The sequence below is a fragment of the Geodermatophilus sp. CPCC 206100 genome (assembly GCF_048569675.1).
In the GTDB taxonomy this organism is placed as follows: domain Bacteria; phylum Actinomycetota; class Actinomycetes; order Mycobacteriales; family Geodermatophilaceae; genus Geodermatophilus.
In genome coordinates, this window is sequence record NZ_JAQISV010000028.1 from 75,587 (window position 1) to 95,733 (window position 20,147).

A 20,147-nucleotide genomic window follows, 5' to 3' on the forward strand; every position below is an offset into this window, starting at 1 on the left:
GCGCCGCGGCGTGACAGGGTTGGGGGGTGTCCGACCGGGGCGAGCGCCACGCACCCTCCGCCGGGACCCTCCGGCGGCTGGAGCGGGCCTCCGGCGCCCTGGCCTCGCGCGCGGTGGCCCGCATGGACGACGACCTGCCCTGGTTCCGCACGATGCCCGCCGACCAGCGCTCCTGGGTCGTGCTGGTGGCCCAGGCCGGGATCGCCTCCCTGGTGGAGTGGTGCCGCGACCCGGACCGGCCACCCCGGCTCACCGGTGAGGTCTTCGGCGCCGCTCCGCGGGAGCTGGCCCGCGTGGTGCCGCTCAAGCACACGGTCGACCTCATCCGGGTCACCGTGGAGGTGATGGACGACTTCGTCGACACCGTCGCCGAGCCCGGGGACGGCGACGCGCTGCGCCTCGCGGTCCTGCAGTTCAGCCGCGAGGTCGCCTTCGCCACCGCGCACGTCTACGCCAGCTTCGCCGAGAGCCGCGGCGCGTGGGACGCCCGCCTCGAGGCGCTGGTCGTCGACGCCCTGGTCCGCGGCGAGCGCACGGAGGAGCTGTCGGGTCGGGCCTCGGCGCTGGGCTGGGCGGCGATGAGCCCGGTGACGGTCGTCGTCGGCACCGCCCCGCCCGACGGCGACGTGCACGCCGCCATCCGCCGGGCCGCCCGCCAGCTGCGCAGCGAGGTGCTCGTCGGGGTGCACGCCGACCAGCTGGTCGTCGTCCTCGGCGGGTCCGAGCGCCTGGAGGCGGTGGCCGACCGGGTCAGCGACGAGTTCGGTCCCGGCCCGGTCGTCATGGGCCCGGTGGTCGACCGGCTGGACCAGGCCGGCGACTCCGCGGCCGTGGCGCTGGCCGGCCTGCGCGCCGCCGCCGCGTGGCCGGGCGCCCCCCGCCCGGTGACGGCCGACGCGCTGCTGCCCGAACGCGCCCTCGACGGCGACCCCTCGGCGCGGGCGACCCTCCACGAGGAGGTGGCGCTGCCGCTGCAGACGGCCGGCGGTGAGCTGCTGGACACGGTGCGCGCCGTGCTCGCCAGCGGCGGCAACCTGGAGGCCAGCGCCCGCGCGCTGTTCGTCCACCCCAACACCGTGCGGTACCGGCTCAAGCGCGCGCTGGAGCTCACCGGGCTGTCCGCGACCGACGCCCGGGGCGGGTGGACCCTGCAGGTCGCCCTGGCCCTCGCCGCACTCGACCAGGACCGCTCGCTCTGGCACTGAGGGCGGAGGCGCCGAACAGTGTGGTCCCCACGACGACGGCGCGCACGCCACGCCCCGCGATCCCGCCCCTGTTGTAGGGATCCTCCAAAGAGCAGGGGTGTGCTTTCGTGCCGACCCCCACCCGCACGGGCGGCCCATCCCTGGCACGGTGAGGACGTGCTGGCCGTCCTCGCCCCCGGACAGGGTGCGCAGAAACCCGGGATGCTCACCGACTGGCTCGAGCTCCCCGGCGCCGAGTCCTTCTTCCGCTGGGCCGGAGCCGTCGCCGACGCCGACCTGCTCTCGCTCGGCACGACCGGCGACGCGGAGGCGATCAAGGACACCGCGGTGACCCAGCCGCTCGTGGTCGCGATGAGCCTGTTCATCGCCCGCGAGCTCGGCGGGCTGCCCGGTCCGGTGCCGCACCCGCCGCAGGCCGGGCGGGACGTCGTCATCGCCGGGCACAGCGTCGGGGAGCTGACCGCCGCCGCGCTCGCGGGGGTGCTCAGCGTGGAGGCGGCGATCGCGCTGACCGCCGTCCGCGGCCGGGCGATGGCTGCCGCCTGCGCGCAGACGCCGACCGGGATGTCCGCCGTCCTCGGCGGGGACCCCGACGAGCTCGCCGCCGCGCTCGAGCGGCACGGCCTGGTGGCCGCGAACCTGAACGGCGGCGGCCAGGTCGTCGTCGCCGGGGCCCTCGACGGGCTCGCCGCGCTCAAGGCCGAGCCGCCGGCCAAGGCGCGCGTCGTGCCCCTGTCGGTGGCCGGCGCCTTCCACACCGCGTACATGGCCTCGGCGCGGACCGAGCTCGAGGGCCTGGTCGGCGGGCTGCGGCCGGCCGACCCGAGCCGGCTGCTGCTGTCCAACGCCGACGGGGCCGCCGTGACCTCCGGCGCCGAGGTCCTCTCCCGGCTGGTCAGCCAGGTCACCAGCCCGGTCCGGTTCGACGCGTGCCTGGCCACGATGCGCGAGCTCGGCGTCACTGCCGCCATCGAGCTGCCGCCGGCCGGCGCGCTCGCCGGGCTGGCGAAGCGGGAGTGGAAGGGCTCGGACGTCGAGATCCTGGCCGTGACCGGTCCCGCGGACCTCGACCGCGCCCGCGCGCTCATCGCCGCCGAGCGCAGCCGCGCCGAGCCCGTGCACCTCCCCGACTGGCGGGTCGTCGTCTCCCCGGCGCGCGGCACGGTCAGCCCGGCCGGCGTGGCCGAGGGGACCCGGCTGCCGGCGGGGACGCCGCTGGGCTCGGTCCGCGGCCGCCGCGAGGAGGTCAACGTCTCAGCCGGGTACGACGGGGTACTGGCCGAGTGGCTCGTGCAGGACGGCGACCTGGTCGACGCTGGGGATCCGATCGCTCGGCTCTACCCGGAGGTTTCGGAATGACCATCAAGCTCCGCGAGGGTGCGCCGGGTGCGCGATTGCTCGGGCTGGGTGCCTACCGGCCACGCCGGCGGGTGACCAACGACGAGCTCTCGCAGGTGATGGAGACCAACGACGAGTGGATCCGGACCCGGGTCGGCATCGCCGAGCGGCGGTGGGCCGCCGAGGACGAGACGCTGGTCGAGATGGCCGTGGCCGCGGGTGGCAAGGCCCTCGCCGCCAGCGGGCTGTCCCCCGACCAGGTCGACCTCGTCGTCGTGGCCAGCGCGAGCCTGCGCGCGCCCATCCCCGGCATCGGCCCCCAGGTCGCGCACCGGCTGGGCGTCCCGCGGCCGGGCTCGTTCGACCTCAACGCCGGCTGCGCGGGTTTCTGCTACGCCATCGGGGTGGCCGCCGACGCCATCCGCACCGGCTCGGCCCGGCACGCGATCGTCGTCGGGGTCGAGCGCCTCACCGACGTCACCGACCTCAACGACCGCGCGACGGCGGTGATCTTCGCCGACGGCGCCGGGGCCGCGGTCCTCGGCCCCTCCGACGAGCCGGAGATCGGCCCGGTCGTCTGGGGCAGCGACGGCGACCAGTACAACGCGATCGAGATCGCCGCCGGCAGCTCGACGATGACGATGGCCGGCCAGGCCGTCTACCGCTGGGCGACCACGAAGCTCACCGACACCCTCGTCGAGGCCATGGACGCCGCCGGCGTCGGCCCGCAGGACATCGACGTGTTCGCCCCGCACCAGGCCAACCTGCGGATCGTCGAGTCGATGACCAAGCGCCTGGGGTTCGGCGAGCGGACCGTCGTCGCCCGCGACATCGTGCAGGCCGGCAACACCTCGGCCGCCTCGATCCCGCTGGCGCTGACGGCGCTGCTCGAGTCCGGCGAGGCCAAGAGCGGCGACCTGGCCCTGGTCCTCGGGTTCGGCGCCGGGCTCACCTTCGCCGGACAGGTGTTCCGCCTGCCCTGACGGGCAACTCCCCAGCACCGGGCCAACAGGGGCCCGACGGCGGGTTCCCCGCCCAACCCGAGAGAGAGGACCTCAGCGTGAGCGAGGACATCCAGACCGGTCTGGCCGAGATCCTGGAGGAGGTCGCGGGCGTCGCCCCCGCCGACGCCACCCCCGAGAAGTCGTTCACGGAGGACCTCGACGTCGACTCCCTGTCGATGGTCGAGATCGCCACCGCGGTCGAGGACAAGTTCGGCGTCGCCATCCCCGACGACGAGCTCGGCAACATCAAGACCGTCGGCGACGCCATCAGCTTCATCCAGAAGAACCAGGCCTGAGAGGGCCACCCGGCCGCCCGTTCCAGGAGGAACCCCTATGAGCACGCCCGTCGGCGACGTCGTCGTCACCGGCCTCGGCGCCACCACACCGCTGGGTGGCGACGTGACCAGCACCTGGGAGGCCCTCCTGGCCGGGCGGTCGGGGGTCAGCCGCATCACCGACGACTGGGTCAAGGAGTTCCCCGCCCAGCTCGTCGCCCGGCTGACCGAGGACCCGGTCGGGAAGCTCGACCGGGTCCGCGCCCGCCGGCTCGACCGCAGCCAGCAGGTCGCCGTGGTGGCGGCCGATGAGGCGTGGCAGCACTCGGGCGCCGCTGACTCCGGCGTCGCCCCCGAGCGGATCGCCGTCGTCTTCGGCACCGGCATCGGCGGAGCGCTCACCCTGCTCGGCCAGGACGACGTCCTGGAGGAGAAGGGCCCCAAGCGGGTCTCCCCCTTCACCATCCCCATGCTCATGCCGAACGGCCCGGCCGCCGCGGTCGGGCTGGCCGTCGGCGCGCGCGGCGGCGTGCACGCGCCGGTGAGCGCGTGCGCCTCCGGTGCCGAGGCGATCCGCTGGGGATTGGACCTCATCCGGTTCGACCGCGCCGACGTCGTCCTGGTGGGTGGCGCCGAGGCCTGCGTGCACCCGCTGCCGATGGCCGGGTTCGCGGCCATGCGCGCGATGAGCACCCGCAACGACGAGCCCGAGCGCGCCTCGCGCCCGTTCGACAAGGCCCGCGACGGCTTCATCCTCGGTGAGGGCGCGGCCGCGCTGGTGCTGGAGCGCGCCGACTCCGCCCGGGCGCGCGGCGCGCAGGTGCACGCCCGCCTCGCCGGGGCCGGCGGCACCGCCGACGGCTACGACCTGGTCGCCCCGCACCCCGAGGGCGAGGGCGCCGGCCGCGCGATCGCCGCCGCCCTGCGCGACGCGGGGCTCACCCCGGCCGACATCCAGCACGTCAACGCGCACGCCACCTCCACCCCCGTCGGTGACACCGCCGAGGCCGCCGCCATCCTCGGCTCCCTCGGCGAGCACGTCCTGGTGACGGCGACCAAGAGCCAGACCGGGCACCTGCTCGGCGCGGCCGGGGCGCTGGAGTCGGTGTTCACCATCCTCGCCCTCCGCGAGCAGGTGGTCCCCGCGACGGCCAACCTCGACGACCCGGACGACGACGCCGCCGTCCAGTCGCTCGACATCGTCCGGCAGGAACCGCGCAAGGCGAAGCTGACCGCCGCGGTCAACGACTCGTTCGGCTTCGGCGGCCACAACATGGCGCTGGTGTTCACCACCGCCTGACAGGGGACCCCGTCCCCCTCACCCCCTCGCAGGCTCGGGGCGAGCCTCCGGACGGGGCCACCGTCCGGCCCGGGCGCCTTGCACGCACCGGGCCATCCCCGCATGCGCGCCCGAGGACCCGGAGGTCCCGTGACAGTCCTGCCGGCCGCCCCGGTGGCTCCCGTGGCCGACCCCCGCGACCCCGGGGACCGGCTGCGACGGTTCTTCGACCCCGGCTCCCTGACGCTGCTCGGCCCGCGGGACACGTCGGGGGTGCTGGCCGCCCGCGGAACGGTGGCGGGCAGCCCGGCCATCGCCTACTGCACCGACGCGACCGTCATGGGCGGGGCGATGGGCCTCGCCGGGTGCGCGCGCGTGGTCGAGGCCATCGACATCGCGGTGCGGCAGCGGCTGCCGGTCGTGGGCATCTGGCACTCCGGCGGCGCGCGGCTGGCCGAGGGGGTGACCGCGCTGCACGCCGTCGGTGAGGTGTTCCAGGCGATGGTCCGGGCCTCGGGCCGGGTGCCGCAGGTCTCCGTCGTCCTCGGGCCGGCCGCCGGGGGCGCCGCCTACGGGCCGGCGCTCACCGACCTGGTCGTCATGGGCCCGGCCGGCCGGGTGTTCGTCACCGGCCCCGAGGTGGTCCGCTCGGTCACCGGCGAGGACGTCGACATGGAGCGGCTGGGCGGGCCGGACACCCACGGGCGGCGCAGCGGGGTCGTGCACGTGGTGAGCGAGTCGGAGGAGGGCGCGCTGGACGCCGCGCGGGAGGCGGTCGGCCTGCTCGCCGCGCAGGGCGCCTTCGGCCCCGCCGACGCCGAGCCCGACGTCGACCTCCGGGCCCTGCTCCCGGAGCGGCCGCAGCGGGCCTACGACGTGAAGCCGCTGGTGGCCGCCGTCCTCGACGGCCCGGGTCTGGAACTGCACGCGCGGTGGGCGCCCAACGTGGTCACCACCCTCGGCCGGCTGGCCGGTCGCACGGTGGGCGTGGTCGCCAACAACCCCCTGCGCCTGGGCGGCTGCCTGGACTCCGCCTCGGCCGAGAAGGCCGCGCGGTTCGTGCGCACGTGCGACGCGTTCGGCGTGCCGCTGGTGGTGCTGGTCGACGTGCCCGGCTACCTGCCCGGCGTCGGCCAGGAGTGGGACGGCGTGGTGCGCCGCGGGGCCAAGTTGCTGCACGCCTTCGCCGAGGCGGTGGTGCCGCGGGTGACGCTGGTGACCCGGAAGTCCTACGGCGGCGCCTACATCGCGATGAACGCCCGGTCGCTGGGCGCCACGGCGGTGTTCGCCTGGCCGGGCGCCGAGGTCGCCGTCATGGGCGCGAAGGCCGCCGTCGGCATCCTGCACCGCAAGCAGCTGGCCGCCGCTCCGCCGGCCGAGCGGGAGGCGCTGCACGCGCGACTGGTCGCCGAGCACGAGCGGATCGCGGGCGGGGTGGACCGGGCCCTGCGCATCGGCGTCGTGGACGAGGTCGTCGAGCCGTCCCGGACCCGGCGCCGGCTGGTCGCCGCACTGGCCGCGGCCCCCGCCGGCCGCGGGGCGCACGGCAACATCCCGCTGTAGGGAGAGGACCCGATGCCCCCGCGCACCGGGACGGACTCGGAGGAATGGGCCGTCCGGACGCCGCTTCCCCGACGACGTCCGGACGGTCCGGCCTCAGCCTACGACGGGAGTGCGCGAGGTACTCGCCGGTCGTAGTCGGATCGTGACCTACACCACCTGGTGCAGCCAGGTGATGGGGCTGCCGTCGCCGGCGTGCCGGTAGACCTCGAGGTCGGCGTCCCAGGCCGCGCCGAGCAACTGGTCGACCCCGTGGCGGAAGGCCTCGATGGAGGTCGCGGTGGCGGCGAGGTGGCGCAGCTGCTGCTCGCTGACCACCAGGTCGCCGTTGGCGCTCGTGGGCGCGCGGAAGACGCCGTGGCCGGGGACGTACGACATGCGCTCACCGTCGTTGCCGTGGCTGGCTTCCTCGGTCACCTCGAAGCGCAGCATCGGCCACGCCCGCAGGGCAGCGACGAGCTTGGCGCCCGTCCCGGGGGCACCGGTCCAGGCGACCTCGGCACGGAAGGAACCGTGTGCCGCGGGCTGGTCGGCCCACGACAGGGAGACCGGCGCGCCGACGACGCGCTCGAGCGCCCACTCGACGTGCTGGCAGAGCGCCTTCGGGCACGCGTGCACGAAGACGACACCCTGGGTAGACCGTCGTTGCACGGGGCACCTCCATCGACTCGATCGGTCTCGTCTTCCCCAACGGACGATCGATTCGGTGACAGGCTGTGTTCGGCGGTTCCGGACCAGGGGTCCGGGGAACAGTTTGCACGATGGTCACCCCATCGCGCCAGTGCGGATGAGGCGGATGGGTCACATGTGACTGATGGTCACGGCTGTGACCACTATGCGCTGGTCAGCGGCCATACCACGGTGACGACACCGCCGTCCAGGCATGTGCGGGCGCTTCCTGAGGACCCCTCGCGGACGCCGCGCCGGCGATCCGCGTGCGGGTGGACGAGGGGCTCCCCCACGGACACGCTGTGACGTACGGTAACGGCGACCACGCACCGTGACGGGATCGACACACCCACCGGGGGCCCGCTCAGGCGCCGAAGCCGGCCTGGAGGTCCTCGCGCGGCACCACCCGGGTCGCTTGGCAGGGCAGCCCCTCGGCACCGGGCTCGGCCCACTCCACGTCCACGACCTGGCCGGCCCGCAGGGTGCCCCCGTGCGGCCCGTGGACGACGTCGGCGTCCACCCAGCAGTCGCCGGGCAGGTCGGGGGCCTCCACGATGCCGGCCCGGCGCTCCTCGTCCCAGCGGATGACGGTCCCGCGGGTGCTGCCGCTGCGTGTCATGTCCTCAGGCTGCGGGTGCGCTCCACCCGGGACAAGCCGGGGAGGGACGGCGCACGCCTGCCCGCCCGGGTGTCCGGGTAGGGGCCGGTCATGCCGCGAGCGCAGGGGATGGCCGACGCCGGCCGCGACCGGGTGGCCGAGCTGGTGCTGCCGGCGTGGGACGCCTTCCTCGACCAGGCGGCCGCGGTCGACCTGGACCGGCCCTCCCGGCTGCCGGGCTGGCGGGCGCACGAGATCTGCGTCCACCTGGGCTGCTGGCCCGACCACGCCGCCCTGGCCGACCTGGTCGACTCGGCGCGGAACGGCGGCGCGGGAACGCCCCCCGACGTCGACGGGACGAACGCGCGGGTGACCGCCGCGCACCGCGACGCCTCCCGGGAGGACGTGCTGGCCGCGCTCCGGCGCAACCGCGAGGCGACCGCCCGGTACCTGGCGGAGGAGCCGGTGGCGCTCGACACCGCGCCCGCCGTGGCCGTGGTGGGCCGGCTGCCGCTGCTCAGCGTCGTCCTCGGGCAGGCCTACGAGCTGGCCGTGCACGGGCTGGACCTCGTGCCACTCGGGGCTCCCCCGGTGCCGGCCCCGGTGCTGCAGGCCGGACTGGCGGCCCTGGCCGACGTCACCGGCGCCCTGGCGGCGGCGGAGGGCATCACCGGCGGCGCGACGCTGGCCACCCCGGACGGCGGGTGGCGGTTCGCCGCCGACGGGGACGGCTGGACCGTCGTCCCCGTTCCGGCCGGCCGGCCGGCCGGCACCGCGGTGGAGGCGGCGGCCGACCTGCTGCTGGAGGCCGCCTCGGGCCGGGTCAACCCGGTCGCGGCGCTGGCCCGCCGGCGGCTGAGGGTGCACGAGATCGGCGGGCTGCTGGCCCTCGCGCCGATCGTGCAGTCGGCGCCGGGCATCCCGGGCGGGCCGATCCTCCAACTGGCCGCGCAGACCCTCGGCGGGGTGGGCGGGCTCCTGGGCCGGCTGCGCGGCCGCCGCTGAGCCGGCGGCCGCGTCCGACTCAGGTCAGCAGGCGCCGCCGAGGTCGATGCCGTGCGCGTCGAGCCACGGCACCGGGTTGACCCGGCTGGCGTACAGCCCTCCCTGGTGCACCTCGAAGTGCAGGTGCGGTCCGGTGGACTGGCCCTTGTTGCCCACCTCGGCGATCTGCTCGCCGGCGGTCACGACCTGGCCGGCGCTGACGAAGAACCGGTTCACGTGGCCGTAGAGGGTGATCTGCCCGTCGGCGTGCTGGACGTAGACCGCCTGGCCGAACCCGCTGGCCGGGCCCGCCTGCAGCACGACGCCGTCCTCGGGGACGTAGATCGGGGTGCCGATCGGGGCGGCGATGTCGACCCCCTGGTGCATGGTCCCCCAGCGGGCGCCGTAACAGGAGGTCACCCGGCCGGCCGTGAGCATGCCGGAGGCGGCGGCCGACGCCGTGCTCAGCGTCTGCGCCTGCACCTGGCGGTCGGTCCAGGCGGCACCCGGGTCGGCGGCACCCTGGGCGGCGAGCATCCGCTCCCCCGCCTGGCGCAGCTCCTCCTCCAGGCGGGTCTTCTCGGCGGCGCGGGCGTCGAACTCGGCCTGGGCCTCGGCGAGGTGGGCGTTGGCGGCGGCCTCGGCCTCGTCGGCGGTGCGGGCCAGCTCCTCGAGCCGGACGACGGCGGCCTGCGCGGCGCGGTCGGCCTCCTGCACCCGCTGCTCGACGGTGAGGTACTCGGCCAGCCGGTCGGAGCGGTGGTCGCCGATGACCTCCATGGTGGCGGCCTGCTGCAGCAGCTCGGTGGGGCTCTCGGCGTCGAGCAACAGCTCGATGTCGCCGTAGCGCTCCTCCGCCCCCATGTAGGCCTCCCGGCTGAGGTCGGCGATGTCCTGCTCGGCGCCAATGACGGCGGCCTGCGCCTCGGCCAGCTCGGTGGCGGTGGCCTCGGCCTCGGCCTGGCCCGCAGCGAGCTGGGCGCGGGCGACGAGGGCCGCGTCCGCGGCCGCCTCGGCCTCGACGGTCATCCGCTGCAGCTGCTCCTCGGCGGCCCGCACCGCGTCCTCGATGCGGGCGACCTCGCGGGCGAGGTCCTCCTGCTCGGACGCGGCCGGGGTGACAGGGGCGGCCAGCGCCATCGGGGTGCCGGCCAGCAGGCCGGCGACCGCGGCGGCGACGACGAGGGCCCGGCGCGGAGAGCGCAGGCGGCGCGGCCAGGAGGCGCGACCGGGCGTGGTGTACAGGCGGTGCAGGGTCGCCAACGCGACAGTTCTCCCATCCTCACGACCGCCTACCGAGTTAGCTGACGGGTTCGGGCCGGACGGCGCCCTACCCGCCTGCGCCCCCTGCGCAGGCAGGACTCACCCCAGTGGAACGGTGGGTCCCCGGTCCCCCTCGGTCCCCGGAGGGACGTCGGCGGTTCGGCGGGGCCCGGCCGAGGCCCCTCGGGTTCGAGGCGCTGCCCGGCGGGGCCGTCGGAGAAGCTACTACGAGTGAGGACCTCGGTCACGATCGAGTAACACGGACGGTGTGGCGGCTTGCCCAAAGGGGTGAGGAACCGCTACACGCCGTCACGCGATCGGCGCGGACGGGTGACACCCGTGCCCCACCCGCCACACCCGTCCCCCACCTGCCCCGATCCGGGTGGCGGCGGACGCGGACGGCGACGAGGCTCCCCGGCCGGCGTCGTCACTGACCGTGCACGCCGAGGTGTCGGATGAGATCCCGCCCACTCCGGGCCGACACGCCGCCGCGGGCCGACCGCCCAGGGGGATGGTCACCAGCGCCTGACCGGCCGCGGCCAGGAGGGCGTCTGGCAGGCTGGAGCCCGCCGGGGCGGTAGCTCAGCCGGTCAGAGCACGGGACTCATAATCCCTGGGTCGTGGGTTCGAGCCCCACCCGCCCCACCGGTGTTCGTGCAGGTCAGCGCGGTGGTCGCTCCGTCGTGGGCGGCGTCCTGATCAGGGCCGGTCCGCAGCCGGCGTGACCGCGTCCACGGTGGTCGCGGCCCAGCTGGACAGGAGCTTGAGGGCATCCTCTGACGGGGTCCCGGGCTGTGCGGTGTAGATGGTCAGGCGCAGGTCCGCGTGGTCGTCGGTGGGCAGGTCCAGCGTGCAGTAGCTCAGGTCGAGCGTGCCGACGACGGGGTGGCGGAACTGCTTCGCGCCGTTGTGGTGGATGCGGACGTCGTGGGCGGCCCACCGCGTCCGGAACTCCTCGCTGACGGTCGAGAGCTCACCGACGAGCTCGCGGAGCTGGGCGGCGTGCGGCCGGCGGCCGGCCTCGGCGCGGAGCAGGGCGACGGTGACGTTGGCCGCGCTCTCCCAGTCGAGGTAGTAGTCGTGCGCCTGCGGGTCCAGGAACTGGAACCGGGCGAAGTTCGCCGGCCGCCGCGGGCCGGCGAACAGCGGCGAGTGCAGCGCCCGTCCGAGGGCGTTGGTCGCGACGATGTCCAGGCGGCCGTTGGCGACGAACGCGGCGGACCCCGTCATCGAGTCCAGCATCCACTGCACGCGCGGCTGGATCTCCGCCTTGCTGCTGCGTCGCTGCGGGGTGCGGGCCGGCTTGGCGGCCGCACGAGCCAGGTTGAACAGGTGGGTCCGCTCGGCCTCGTCCAGCTGCAACGCCCGCGCGACGGCCTCCAGGACGTCGTCCGAGACGCCGGCGATGTGGCCCTTCTCCAGCCGGGTGTACCAGTCGGTGCTCACCCCGGCGAGGACCGCGACCTCCTCCCGCCGCAGCCCGGGCACCCGCCGCCGGCCCCCGCCGGGCAGCAGCCCCGCCCGCTCCGGCGTGATGCGGGCGCGCCGGCTGGCGAGGAAGTCGCGGATGTCGGTGCGGTTGTCCACGCCATCGACGCTACGTCGCCCGGCCGGTGGAGGGAGGTCGAGCTGGTACCCCCCACGAGCCCGCCCTCCCACGCCCGGCCACGAGGGCGTTCCGTGGAGTCCAGCGCCCATCCACTCCACCGCACCAGGAGCCCCGCCATGCGAGCAGCCGTCCTCCACGCCCCTGGCGACGTCCGTGTCGAGGACCGAGCGATGCCGAGGATCGAGCAGCCCACCGACGCGGTCATCCGGTTGACCGCCGCCTGCGTCTGCGGGTCGGACCTGTGGCCCTACCGCGGCATCGAGCCGATCGACGGGCCGCGGCCGATGGGCCACGAGTACGTCGGCGTCGTCGAGGAGGTCGGCAGCGAGGTCACGAGCGTCGAGCCCGGCCAGTTCGTCGTCGGCTCGTTCTTCGCCTCGGACGACACCTGCGAGATCTGCCGGGCCGGCTACCAGTCGCGCTGCGTGAACGGGGAGTTCGCCACCCCGACCGGCGCGCAGGCGGAGTACGCCCGGATCCCGCTGGCCGACGGCACGCTGGTCGCCACCCCGGGCACGCCCGAGGCGGACCTCGTCCCCTCGCTGCTGGCCGCCTCCGACGTCCTGGGCACCGGCTGGTTCGCCGCCGTCGCGGCCGAGGCCGGCCCGGGCAAGACCGTCGCCGTCGTCGGCGACGGTGCCGTCGGCCTGCTCGGCGTGCTGGCGGCCGAGCAGCTGGGCGCGGAGCGGATCATCGTCTTCAGCCGGCACGAGGACCGACAGCGACTGGCCCGGGAGTTCGGAGCGACCGACATCGTCACCTCCCGCGGCGACGAGGGCGTCGCTGCCGTCAAGGAGCTGACCCACGGCCTGGGTGTGCACTCGGTCATCGAGGCCGTGGGCACGCAGGAGTCGATGCTGCAGGCCATCCGCGCCACCCGCCCCGGCGGGCACGTCGGCTACGTCGGCGTCTCCCACGACGTGACGTTGCCCGGTGCGGAGCTGTTCTTCTCCGGCGTCCACCTGCACGGCGGCCCGGCGCCGGTGCGCCGGTTCCTGCCCGACCTGATCAGCCGGATCTGGGACCGGAGCATCGACCCGGGGAAGGTCTTCGACCTCGAGCTGCCGCTGGAGCAGGCCGCCGAGGGCTACCGGGCGATGGACGAGCGCCGCGCCATCAAGGCGCTGCTGCGGCCCTGACCGGCACCTGACGCGACCGGGTCCTGTTCGAGGCCGACGAGGAGCACTGATACGCGGCCGCCCCCGCCCTCGACTGACCCCTGCCCCACCCGAACCCGAACCGAACGAGGAGCACCCCCATGCGCGTTCCCGCCTACGCCGCCCCCGCCGCCGGCCAGCCCCTGGCCCCCACCACCATCGAGCGCCGGGACGTCGGCCCGAACGACGTCCTCATCGAGATCGAGTACGCCGGCATCTGCCACTCCGACATCCACACCGTCAACGGCGACTGGGGCCCCCAGCCCTTCCCCGTCGTCCCCGGCCACGAGATCGTCGGCGTCGTCACCGCGGTCGGCCCCCACGTGGCCGGCCACCGGGTCGGTGACCGCGTCGGCGTCGGCTGCATGGTCGACTCCTGCGGCGAGTGCACCAACTGCCGCAACGGCGACGAGCAGTACTGCCTGCAGGGCATGGTGGCGACCTACGCCGGCACCGACCGGGACGGCACGACCACCCAGGGCGGCTACTCCACCCACGTCGTCGTGGACGCCGGCTACGTCCTGTCGGTCCCCGAGAGCCTCGACCCGGCCGCCGCCGCGCCGCTGCTGTGCGCCGGCATCACCACCTACTCACCCCTGCGCCGCTGGGGCGCCGGGCCGGGCACGCAGGTCGCCGTCGTCGGCCTCGGCGGACTGGGCCACCTGGCCGTCCGGCTCGCCGCCGCGATGGGCGCCGAGGTCACCGTGCTGTCGCAGTCGCTGAAGAAGCAGGAGGACGGGCTGCGGCTCGGCGCGGCCCACTACCACGCCACCAGCGACCCGGACACCTTCGCCCAGCTGGCCGGCCGGTTCGACCTGATCGTCAACACCGTCAGCGCGCCGATCGACGTCGACGCGCACCTGTCGCTGCTGGGCGTGGACGGCGCCCTGGTCAACGTCGGCGCGCCCGCCGCGCCGCTCAGCCTCCACGTGATGTCCCTGATCGGCGGCCGCCGCACCTACGCCGGCTCGATGATCGGCGGCATCGCCGAGACCCAGGAGATGCTCGACTTCTGCGCCGAGCACGGCATCGGCGCCGAGGTCGAGGTCATCTCCGCCGACCGGGTCAACGACGCCTACGAGCGGGTCCTGGCCTCCGACGTCCGCTACCGCTTCGTCATCGACGCGGCCACCCTGCGGTGACGACGGACCACCTGACCCGCCAGGCCGGGCCGGCAGCACGACCCGCCGGCCCGGCCGCCGCCGGTGGACCACCACCCCGGCTCCCGTTCGTCGTGTACGTGCTGGCCGTCGGCACCTTCCTCATGCTCACCACCGAGTTCGTCGTCGCCGGCCTGCTCCCGGAGATCGCCGGTGACCTGCAGGTGAGCGTGGCTCAGGCCGGGCTGCTGATCACGGTGTTCGCCGTCGGGATGATCGTCGGCGCACCGGCGATGGCGCTGCTGACCCGACGGTTGCCGCCGCGGACCACGCTGATGATCGCCCTGGCCGTGTTCGCGGCCGGGCACGTCGTCGTCGCCCTCGGTTCCAGCTTCCCGCTGCTGCTGTCGGCCCGGTTCGTCACGGCGTGGGCGACCGGCGCGTTCTGGTCGGTGGCCTCGGTGGCCGCCACCCGCGCCGCCGGTCCGGGCGCCAGCGCCCGAGCCTTGGGACTGGTCGGTGCCGGGGGCATGCTGGCCAACGTCATCGGTGTGCCGCTCGGGGCGTTCGCCGGGCAGCTGTCGGGCTGGCGAGGGCCGTTCTGGGCGCTCGCGGTGCTCGCACTGGCCGCGCTCCCGCTCATCGCCCGCCAGGTCCCGGACGATGGATCAGGCCAGCAGGCGGCGTCCCTGCGGTCGGAGCTGGGCGCGCTGCGCTCTCGCCGGCTGTGGCTGGTGCTGGCGGCCTGCGCGACCACCACCGGCGGCGTGCTGTCCACCTACACCTACATCTCCCCGCTGCTGACCGACCGGGCCGGCATCGCCGCTGGACTGGTGCCGCTGGTCCTCGTCGGCTTCGGCGTCGGCTCGCTCATCGGGACGGTGGTGGGCGGCCGCCTCGGCGACGTCCGCCCGCACTCGACGACCATCGCGGTCGCGGCGTCCACCACGGTCGTGCTGCTGGTGATCTGCCTGACGGCCACCCACCCGGTGCCCACGGTGCTGCTGGTGGTCCTGCTCGGCCTGCTCGGGCTGAGCGCCAACCCGGTGCTGTCCGCGCTGGCGGTCCGCTTCGCCGGCGTGGCACCCACGCTGGGGGTGGCGATGTCCGTCGCCGCCTACAACCTCGGCACCGCGGTCGGCTCCTGGGTCGCCGGCCGCGCCCTCGACTCCGGACTCGGCACGATGGGTCCCGCCCTGGTGGGGACGGTGATCGCCGCGTCGACCCTCATCCCCACGGTCGCCATCGCCCGGAGGACGCGTTCGGCGGGTGCGCGCGGAACGCGGGTCACCGTCGACCTGCAGGAACACCGGTGACGCCCGCCGGCCGGAGTCGCTGGTCCGCGCCCGGTCGGCGCTGACTCCGGGCCCGGCACGCACCGGCTCCCGGGGCGTCAGTCGAGCCAGTCGATCCGGCCGCCGTGGTGCGCGGTCTGCGCCAGCGGCCGGCCGTCGAGGGACAGCACGAAGGACCGACCCCATCCGCCGGGGCCCACCTCCCCCGTGCCGGGCACCATGCCGGGCGCCTCCTGCGCGACCCAGCGCACCGGTAGGCCGCGCACCCGGTCGACGAACGCGGCGCGGCGGTCGGCGGGGACGTAGGGCAGGACGGCGGTGTGCAGGACGACCGGCGTCGCGCCGGCGGGCACGAGCGCGAGGGCATCGGGCAGCCGGTCGAGCAGGTCGCCGGTCAGCAGGCGGGGCGGCTCCCTGGCGGCGATCGCCGCGGCGGCGTCGAGGCGCTGCACCCGCTCGGCCTCGACGGGACCGGGCCAGACGAGGGCGCGCAGCCAGGCGAGGTCGTCCGGGTCGGTGACGTCGAGCGGGTTCAGGTCGACGCCGATCCGCGCCGCGATCCGGGGCAGGGTGCGCGGCACCGGGACGGAGCCGCTGGTCGTGCACCGGAGTCGCACCCGACCCGGTGGTCCGACCGGGCGGCCGTCGTACTCGTAGCCGTACCGATCGGGGTAGAGACACAGCCCGGCCGAGGCCCCGACCTCGACGAGGGCGAGCGGGCCGTCGATCAGGCCGAGGGCGACCAGCAGCGCGGCGCAGCGCGCGGGCTCGTTGGTCTGCGTCGCGCGGGCCAGCACCGTGCGCCGCAGCCGGTCGGCGTCCGCAGCCACCCGGTCGCGCAGCTCGGCGCCGTCCGCCGGAACGCCGCCGAGGAACCGGAGGGCGGCGAAGAACAGCGTCGGGTGCCGCTTGCCGGCCGGGAGGCCGGCGACGAAGCCCAGGACGTCCCGGTCGCCGGCCACGGCGGTCGCCAGCGCCGCGTAGGCCGGCGCCTCGACCGCGGTCTCCGCGCTGAACGCCCGGAAGCCCGCGGCGAGCCGCTCCAGCTCCGCGTTCTCGGTCACCCCGACATGGTGCTGCTGGAACGACGCCCGTGGCCGGTGGGACCGTGCGCCGGCGGACGAGGGCGAGAAGGCGTCGCCCCGTGCCGCGACCCCTTCTTCGAGCAGCCCGGCCGCCCCTAACCTCCGCCCGTGAGCGGGAACCGCGACGAGCCCGGCAGCACCTCGGGCCGGCCGCTCCCGGCGTGGCTCGACCCGCGCGCCGGGCGTGCTCCCCGCGGCCGGGGTGCCGCCGAGGCCGCCGGCCCCCACGGAACGGGGACGCCGCGCCGCGGCTCCGGCCGGGCCGTCGTCCTCGCCCGGGTCGTGGCCGCCGTCCTGTCGGTCGCCCTGCTGGCCGGGAGCGGCTGGGGCTGGTACCTGAGCCGGGTCGCCGAGGCGACGGTCAGCCGCACCGACGCCATCCCCGCCGAGGGGAACGCCGACGCCGGGAACGCGCCCGACGCGGTGAACGTGCTGCTGGTCGGCAACGACAGCCGGGCCGACCTGACCCCGGAGCAGCTCGCCGAGCTCAGCGCCGGCATCGACTCGGGGATCAACACCGACACGATGATCCTGGTGCACCTGCCGGCCGACGGGTCGCGCGCCTCGTTCGTCTCGTTCCCGCGGGACTCCTCCGTCGAGATCCCGGGTCACGGCACGGACAAGCTCAACGCCGCCTACGCCTACGGCTACGCGGAGGTCGACGAGTCCGCGCCCGAGGCCGACCGGCAGGCCGGCGGCGCGCAGTTGCTGATCCGCACGCTCAACCAGCTCACCGGCCTCGGGATCGACCACTACCTGGAGGTCGACCTGCTCGGCTTCTTCACCCTGGCCAGCGTCGTCGGCGGCGTCACCGTCAACCTGTGCTCGGCCGTCGACGACTCCCGGTACTCCGGCGCGGTCTTCCCCGCCGGCGAGCAGACGATCGCCGGCGCCGACGCGCTCAGGTTCGTCCGCCAGCGGCACGGCGTCCGCCCCGACGGCAGCGCGGCCCTCCCCCGCGGCGACCTCGACCGCATCGTCCGCCAGCAGGTCTTCATCGGCGGCGTGCTGCGCAAGATCCTGTCCCAGGACGTGCTGCTCGACCCGGGCACGCAGCGCGAGCTCGTCCAGGCGGCGGCGGAGTCGCTCACCGTCGACCGGGACCTCGACCTGCTCGACCTCGCCCAGCACATGCAGTCGGTGACCCCGGACAGCATCCGGTTCCAGACCGTGCCGATCGAGGACCCCGACGCCGAGGACGAGCAGGGCAACTCGATCGTGCGCCTCGCCGACGAGGACACCCTGCACGCGTTCTTCGCCACCCTGTCCGCCGAGCCCGAGGAACCGGCGGCGGAGGCCCCGGCCGGGCCGGCTCCGGCGGCGCCGTCCGAGGTGTCGGTCGAGGTCTACAACGGCTCGGGCACCCCCGGGCTGGCCGCGGAGACCCGGGTCGGGCTCGAGGCCGCCGGCTTCCGGGTGACCAGCACCGGCAACGCCGACCGCAGCGACCACGCCCGGACGACGATCCGGCACGCCCCCGGTGACGAGGCGCTGGCCGCCGCGCTGGCCGTGCAGGTCCCCGGCGCCCTGACCGAGGTGGCCGACGACGCCACCTCCGGCACCGTCCAGCTGGTCCTGGGCGCCGACTCCACCGGCGTCGGCCAGGCCGCTCCGCCGCCGACGCCGTCCCCCGCCGAGCCGGCGCGCACCGCCGCCGACACCGGCTGCATCAACTGACCCCGGCCGGCGCCCCGCCGGACCACCGCACGCGTCCCGCCGGGAGCGGGGTCAGTCGGTGACGTCGAAGACGCCGTCGAGGCCGGTCAGGCTCAGCACGCGGCGCACCGGCGCGGTGGGACGGCGGAGCACGGGACGACGGCCGTCGCGTCGCGTCGCCTCGGTCTCCCGCAGGATCAGCCCGATGCCGACCGAGGCCATGAAGGTCACCGCCGACGCGTCCACGATCGAGACCGCGCGCGAGCGGCCGGGGTCGGAGCCGCCGGAGCCCTGCGGGGACTCGTAGGCGGCGACGACCGCCGAGTCGATCTCGCCGCTCAGGTGGAGGACCGTCCGGCCCTCCTCGACCGACCGGCGGACAGTCCCCTGCGGGTGGGGCGGGGGCACGGCTGCGGCCACGGTCGACCCACCTTCGTCGCGAGGACTGTCCCCGTCGGGTGACGCGGGACGTGTACAGCGTAAACACGACCGGTCGTCCCTCCACCACGCCGCGCCCTCCGCCGACCATCCGGCATCCGGCATCCGGGGCCACCAGACCGGCACCCGGGGCCACCGGACCGGGAGCGGGGCCGCCGGACCGGGAGCCGGGTCGGCGGGAATGGGAGCCGGGTCGGCGGGACCGGGGGATGATGTCGGCCCAGGACCCCGGAAGGAGCCCCCGATGACCGAGGAGCCGGCGGACCCGGACACCCCCGACGCGCGGGGCGGCGCGGCGATGGTGGTCCCGGCCGCGTCCAGCCGGACCCCCCGGGGCAGCCTCGACCGCCGCCGGATCCTGGGCGCCGCGCTGGAGTTCATCGACGAGCACGGCATCGACGCGCTGACGATGCGCCGCCTGGGCGCGCAGCTCGGCGTGGAGGCCATGGCGCTCTACCGCTACGTGCCCAGCCGGGAGCAGCTGCTCGACGGCGTCGTGGAGAGCGTCGTCGACGAGCTCTACGGCGACCCGGACGTGCACATGCAGGCCACCCACGGCTGGCAGGACTACCTGCAGCGCCTGGCCCACGGCGTCCGCCGCATCGCCCTGGCCCACCCGGCGGTGTTCCCCCTGGTCGCGACCCGGCCACCGGCCGCCCCCTGGGTCCGTCCCCCGCTGCGCAGCCTGCGCTGGGTGGAGTCGTTCCTGGACACCATGACGGGCAACGGCTTCACCGACGACACCGCGGTGGCCGCCTACCGGGCCTACACCAGCTTCCTGCTCGGCCACCTGCTGCTGGAGATCTCCCAGCGCGGGGTCCCCATCAGCTCCCGCGACGACACCGAGCCCGCGGACGCCCCCGACACCGACCTCAGCCAGTACCCCTCCGTGGTCCGCCTGCAGGACCTGCTCAGCCAGGACGAGTCCGCCGCCGAGTTCGAGGAGTCCCTGGAGAACCTGCTGGACCGCCTCGACCGGCTCCGCCGGGAGCCACGGCAGCGCTGAGCCGGACCGGTCGGTTTACAGGATAAACGGCCGGGTAGCGGTAGTCGGACGGCCCGCCGCGGGGACCATCCCCCACAGGGCCGGCCACGACTCAGGAGGCCACGTGATCGGCACGGACAACATCAGCCAGGTGATCGGCAAGGACGTCTACGACCAGAGCGGGTCGAAGATCGGCTCTGCCTCCGAGGTGTACCTGGACGACGAGAGCGGCCAGCCGGAGTGGGTCACCGTCCGCACCGGGCTGTTCGGCACCAAGGAGTCCTTCGTCCCGCTGCGCTCCGCCGACCTCACCGGCGACGGCGTGCGCGTCTCGGTCTCGAAGGACCAGGTGAAGGACGCCCCCCGCGTCGACACCGACGGGCACCTCTCCCCCCAGGAGGAGCAGGAGCTCTACCGCCACTACGGCCTGCAGACGGGCACCACGGGGACCACGGACACCACCGTCGGCACCGGCCGGCACGAGACGACGACCGACGTGACCGGCACCGCCGGTGTCGACACCCGTCCGGCCGTGGGCCGCGACACCTCCGGCCCGACCACGGACAACGCGATGACCCGCTCGGAGGAGCGGCTCAACGTGGGCACCCGCACCGAGGAGGTCGGCCGGGCCCGCCTGCGCAAGTACG

19 protein-coding genes, 1 tRNA gene and 1 riboswitch are annotated in these 20,147 nt (G+C 75.4%); of the genes, 14 read left to right on the forward strand and 6 right to left on the reverse strand.

Annotation, left to right across the window (positions count from 1 at the left end; genetic code table 11):
- The first annotated feature begins 26 nt into the window (after positions 1-26).
- The 6 genes from PGN05_RS14360 to PGN05_RS14385 all read left to right on the forward strand — a co-directional run bounded on the left by PGN05_RS14360 (position 27) and on the right by PGN05_RS14385 (position 6,664).
- Positions 27-1,205: a PucR family transcriptional regulator gene (locus PGN05_RS14360; protein ID WP_419753233.1), complete on the forward strand. Its 1,179-nt coding sequence runs from the start codon at positions 27-29 to the stop codon at positions 1,203-1,205.
- A 156-nt stretch (positions 1,206-1,361) separates the two neighbouring features.
- Positions 1,362-2,564 carry an acyltransferase domain-containing protein gene (locus PGN05_RS14365; RefSeq protein ID WP_419753234.1) on the forward strand — a complete coding sequence of 401 codons (1,203 nt, stop codon included), beginning with the start codon at positions 1,362-1,364 and terminating at the stop codon, positions 2,562-2,564.
- Positions 2,561-3,526, forward strand: a complete 966-nt coding sequence (locus tag PGN05_RS14370; protein ID WP_419753235.1) for a beta-ketoacyl-ACP synthase III — start codon at positions 2,561-2,563, stop codon at positions 3,524-3,526. The genes PGN05_RS14365 and PGN05_RS14370 overlap by 4 nt, the downstream gene beginning before the upstream one ends.
- Before the next feature lie 77 nt (positions 3,527-3,603).
- Positions 3,604-3,843: an acyl carrier protein gene (locus PGN05_RS14375; RefSeq protein WP_419753236.1), complete on the forward strand. Its 240-nt coding sequence runs from the start codon at positions 3,604-3,606 to the stop codon at positions 3,841-3,843.
- Between the two features lie 37 nt (positions 3,844-3,880).
- The gene (locus tag PGN05_RS14380) at positions 3,881-5,122 is read left to right on the forward strand and encodes a beta-ketoacyl-[acyl-carrier-protein] synthase family protein (RefSeq protein ID WP_419753237.1); all 1,242 of its coding nucleotides are present in this window, start codon (positions 3,881-3,883) and stop codon (positions 5,120-5,122) included.
- Between the two features lie 129 nt (positions 5,123-5,251).
- Positions 5,252-6,664 (forward strand): acyl-CoA carboxylase subunit beta, encoded by a 1,413-nt coding sequence (locus PGN05_RS14385; protein WP_419753238.1) that lies wholly within the window; start codon positions 5,252-5,254, stop codon positions 6,662-6,664.
- A gap of 147 nt (positions 6,665-6,811) precedes the next feature.
- Here the strand turns inward: PGN05_RS14385 and PGN05_RS14390 are convergent, their stop codons facing one another.
- Together PGN05_RS14390 and PGN05_RS14395 are read right to left on the reverse strand one after the other, a co-directional pair.
- Positions 6,812-7,312 carry a DUF3145 domain-containing protein gene (locus PGN05_RS14390; protein WP_419753239.1) on the reverse strand — a complete coding sequence of 167 codons (501 nt, stop codon included), beginning with the start codon at positions 7,310-7,312 and terminating at the stop codon, positions 6,812-6,814.
- 382 nt (positions 7,313-7,694) lie between these two features.
- Positions 7,695-7,949 (reverse strand): hypothetical protein, encoded by a 255-nt coding sequence (locus tag PGN05_RS14395; RefSeq protein WP_419753240.1) that lies wholly within the window; start codon positions 7,947-7,949, stop codon positions 7,695-7,697.
- 90 nt (positions 7,950-8,039) lie between these two features.
- Here PGN05_RS14395 and PGN05_RS14400 point away from each other — a divergent pair, with 90 nt between their 5' ends.
- Positions 8,040-8,933, forward strand: a complete 894-nt coding sequence (locus tag PGN05_RS14400) for a maleylpyruvate isomerase N-terminal domain-containing protein (protein WP_419753241.1) — start codon at positions 8,040-8,042, stop codon at positions 8,931-8,933.
- A gap of 24 nt (positions 8,934-8,957) precedes the next feature.
- Here the strand turns inward: PGN05_RS14400 and PGN05_RS14405 are convergent, their stop codons facing one another.
- Entirely contained in the window at positions 8,958-10,175 is a 1,218-nt protein-coding gene (locus tag PGN05_RS14405; protein ID WP_419753242.1) for a peptidoglycan DD-metalloendopeptidase family protein, read from the reverse strand.
- Between the two features lie 11 nt (positions 10,176-10,186).
- Positions 10,187-10,342: riboswitch (cyclic di-AMP (ydaO/yuaA leader) on the reverse strand.
- 404 nt (positions 10,343-10,746) lie between these two features.
- Between PGN05_RS14405 and PGN05_RS14410 the strand changes: the two genes are divergently transcribed.
- Positions 10,747-10,820, forward strand: a tRNA-Ile gene (locus PGN05_RS14410).
- Positions 10,821-10,874: 54 nt separating this feature from the next.
- On the opposite strand, the gene PGN05_RS14415 is transcribed toward PGN05_RS14410, so the two are convergent.
- Positions 10,875-11,762: a helix-turn-helix transcriptional regulator gene (locus PGN05_RS14415; protein ID WP_419753243.1), complete on the reverse strand. Its 888-nt coding sequence runs from the start codon at positions 11,760-11,762 to the stop codon at positions 10,875-10,877.
- 192 nt (positions 11,763-11,954) lie between these two features.
- Here PGN05_RS14415 and PGN05_RS14420 point away from each other — a divergent pair, with 192 nt between their 5' ends.
- The 3 genes from PGN05_RS14420 to PGN05_RS14430 all read left to right on the forward strand — a co-directional run bounded on the left by PGN05_RS14420 (position 11,955) and on the right by PGN05_RS14430 (position 15,357).
- A complete protein-coding gene (locus PGN05_RS14420) occupies positions 11,955-12,923 on the forward strand; it encodes a zinc-dependent alcohol dehydrogenase family protein (RefSeq protein ID WP_419753244.1) in 969 nt (322 codons plus the stop codon).
- 119 nt (positions 12,924-13,042) lie between these two features.
- Positions 13,043-14,083, forward strand: a complete 1,041-nt coding sequence (locus tag PGN05_RS14425; protein WP_419753245.1) for an NAD(P)-dependent alcohol dehydrogenase — start codon at positions 13,043-13,045, stop codon at positions 14,081-14,083.
- Entirely contained in the window at positions 14,080-15,357 is a 1,278-nt protein-coding gene (locus PGN05_RS14430; protein ID WP_419753246.1) for an MFS transporter, read from the forward strand. Before PGN05_RS14425 ends, PGN05_RS14430 begins: the two co-directional genes overlap by 4 nt.
- A gap of 77 nt (positions 15,358-15,434) precedes the next feature.
- Here PGN05_RS14430 and PGN05_RS14435 read toward each other — a convergent pair whose 3' ends face one another.
- The gene (locus tag PGN05_RS14435; protein ID WP_419753247.1) at positions 15,435-16,400 is read right to left on the reverse strand and encodes a DUF2332 domain-containing protein; all 966 of its coding nucleotides are present in this window, start codon (positions 16,398-16,400) and stop codon (positions 15,435-15,437) included.
- A 129-nt stretch (positions 16,401-16,529) separates the two neighbouring features.
- Between PGN05_RS14435 and PGN05_RS14440 the strand changes: the two genes are divergently transcribed.
- Complete coding sequence (locus PGN05_RS14440; protein WP_419753248.1) at positions 16,530-18,098, forward strand: LCP family protein; 1,569 nt, start codon at positions 16,530-16,532, stop codon at positions 18,096-18,098.
- A 51-nt stretch (positions 18,099-18,149) separates the two neighbouring features.
- Here the strand turns inward: PGN05_RS14440 and PGN05_RS14445 are convergent, their stop codons facing one another.
- Entirely contained in the window at positions 18,150-18,497 is a 348-nt protein-coding gene (locus tag PGN05_RS14445) for an STAS domain-containing protein (RefSeq protein WP_419753249.1), read from the reverse strand.
- 262 nt (positions 18,498-18,759) lie between these two features.
- On the opposite strand from PGN05_RS14445, the gene PGN05_RS14450 reads away from it, so the two are divergent.
- Together PGN05_RS14450 and PGN05_RS14455 are read left to right on the forward strand one after the other, a co-directional pair.
- Positions 18,760-19,521: a TetR/AcrR family transcriptional regulator gene (locus PGN05_RS14450; RefSeq protein ID WP_419753250.1), complete on the forward strand. Its 762-nt coding sequence runs from the start codon at positions 18,760-18,762 to the stop codon at positions 19,519-19,521.
- A gap of 103 nt (positions 19,522-19,624) precedes the next feature.
- A partial coding sequence (locus PGN05_RS14455) for a PRC-barrel domain-containing protein (protein ID WP_419753251.1) occupies positions 19,625-20,147 on the forward strand: 523 nt, incomplete at its 3' end.

Coding starts and splice junctions, on each gene's coding strand:
- PGN05_RS14395 (WP_419753240.1), bottom strand. CDS start 7,949: ATGACACGCAGCGGCAGCACCCGCGGGACCGTCATCCGCTGGGACGAG.
- PGN05_RS14420 (WP_419753244.1), top strand. CDS start 11,955: ATGCCGAGGATCGAGCAGCCCACCGACGCGGTCATCCGGTTGACCGCC.
- PGN05_RS14380 (WP_419753237.1), top strand. CDS start 3,881: ATGAGCACGCCCGTCGGCGACGTCGTCGTCACCGGCCTCGGCGCCACC.
- PGN05_RS14425 (WP_419753245.1), top strand. CDS start 13,043: ATGCGCGTTCCCGCCTACGCCGCCCCCGCCGCCGGCCAGCCCCTGGCC.
- PGN05_RS14450 (WP_419753250.1), top strand. CDS start 18,760: ATGACCGAGGAGCCGGCGGACCCGGACACCCCCGACGCGCGGGGCGGC.
- PGN05_RS14400 (WP_419753241.1), top strand. CDS start 8,040: ATGCCGCGAGCGCAGGGGATGGCCGACGCCGGCCGCGACCGGGTGGCC.
- PGN05_RS14370 (WP_419753235.1), top strand. CDS start 2,561: ATGACCATCAAGCTCCGCGAGGGTGCGCCGGGTGCGCGATTGCTCGGG.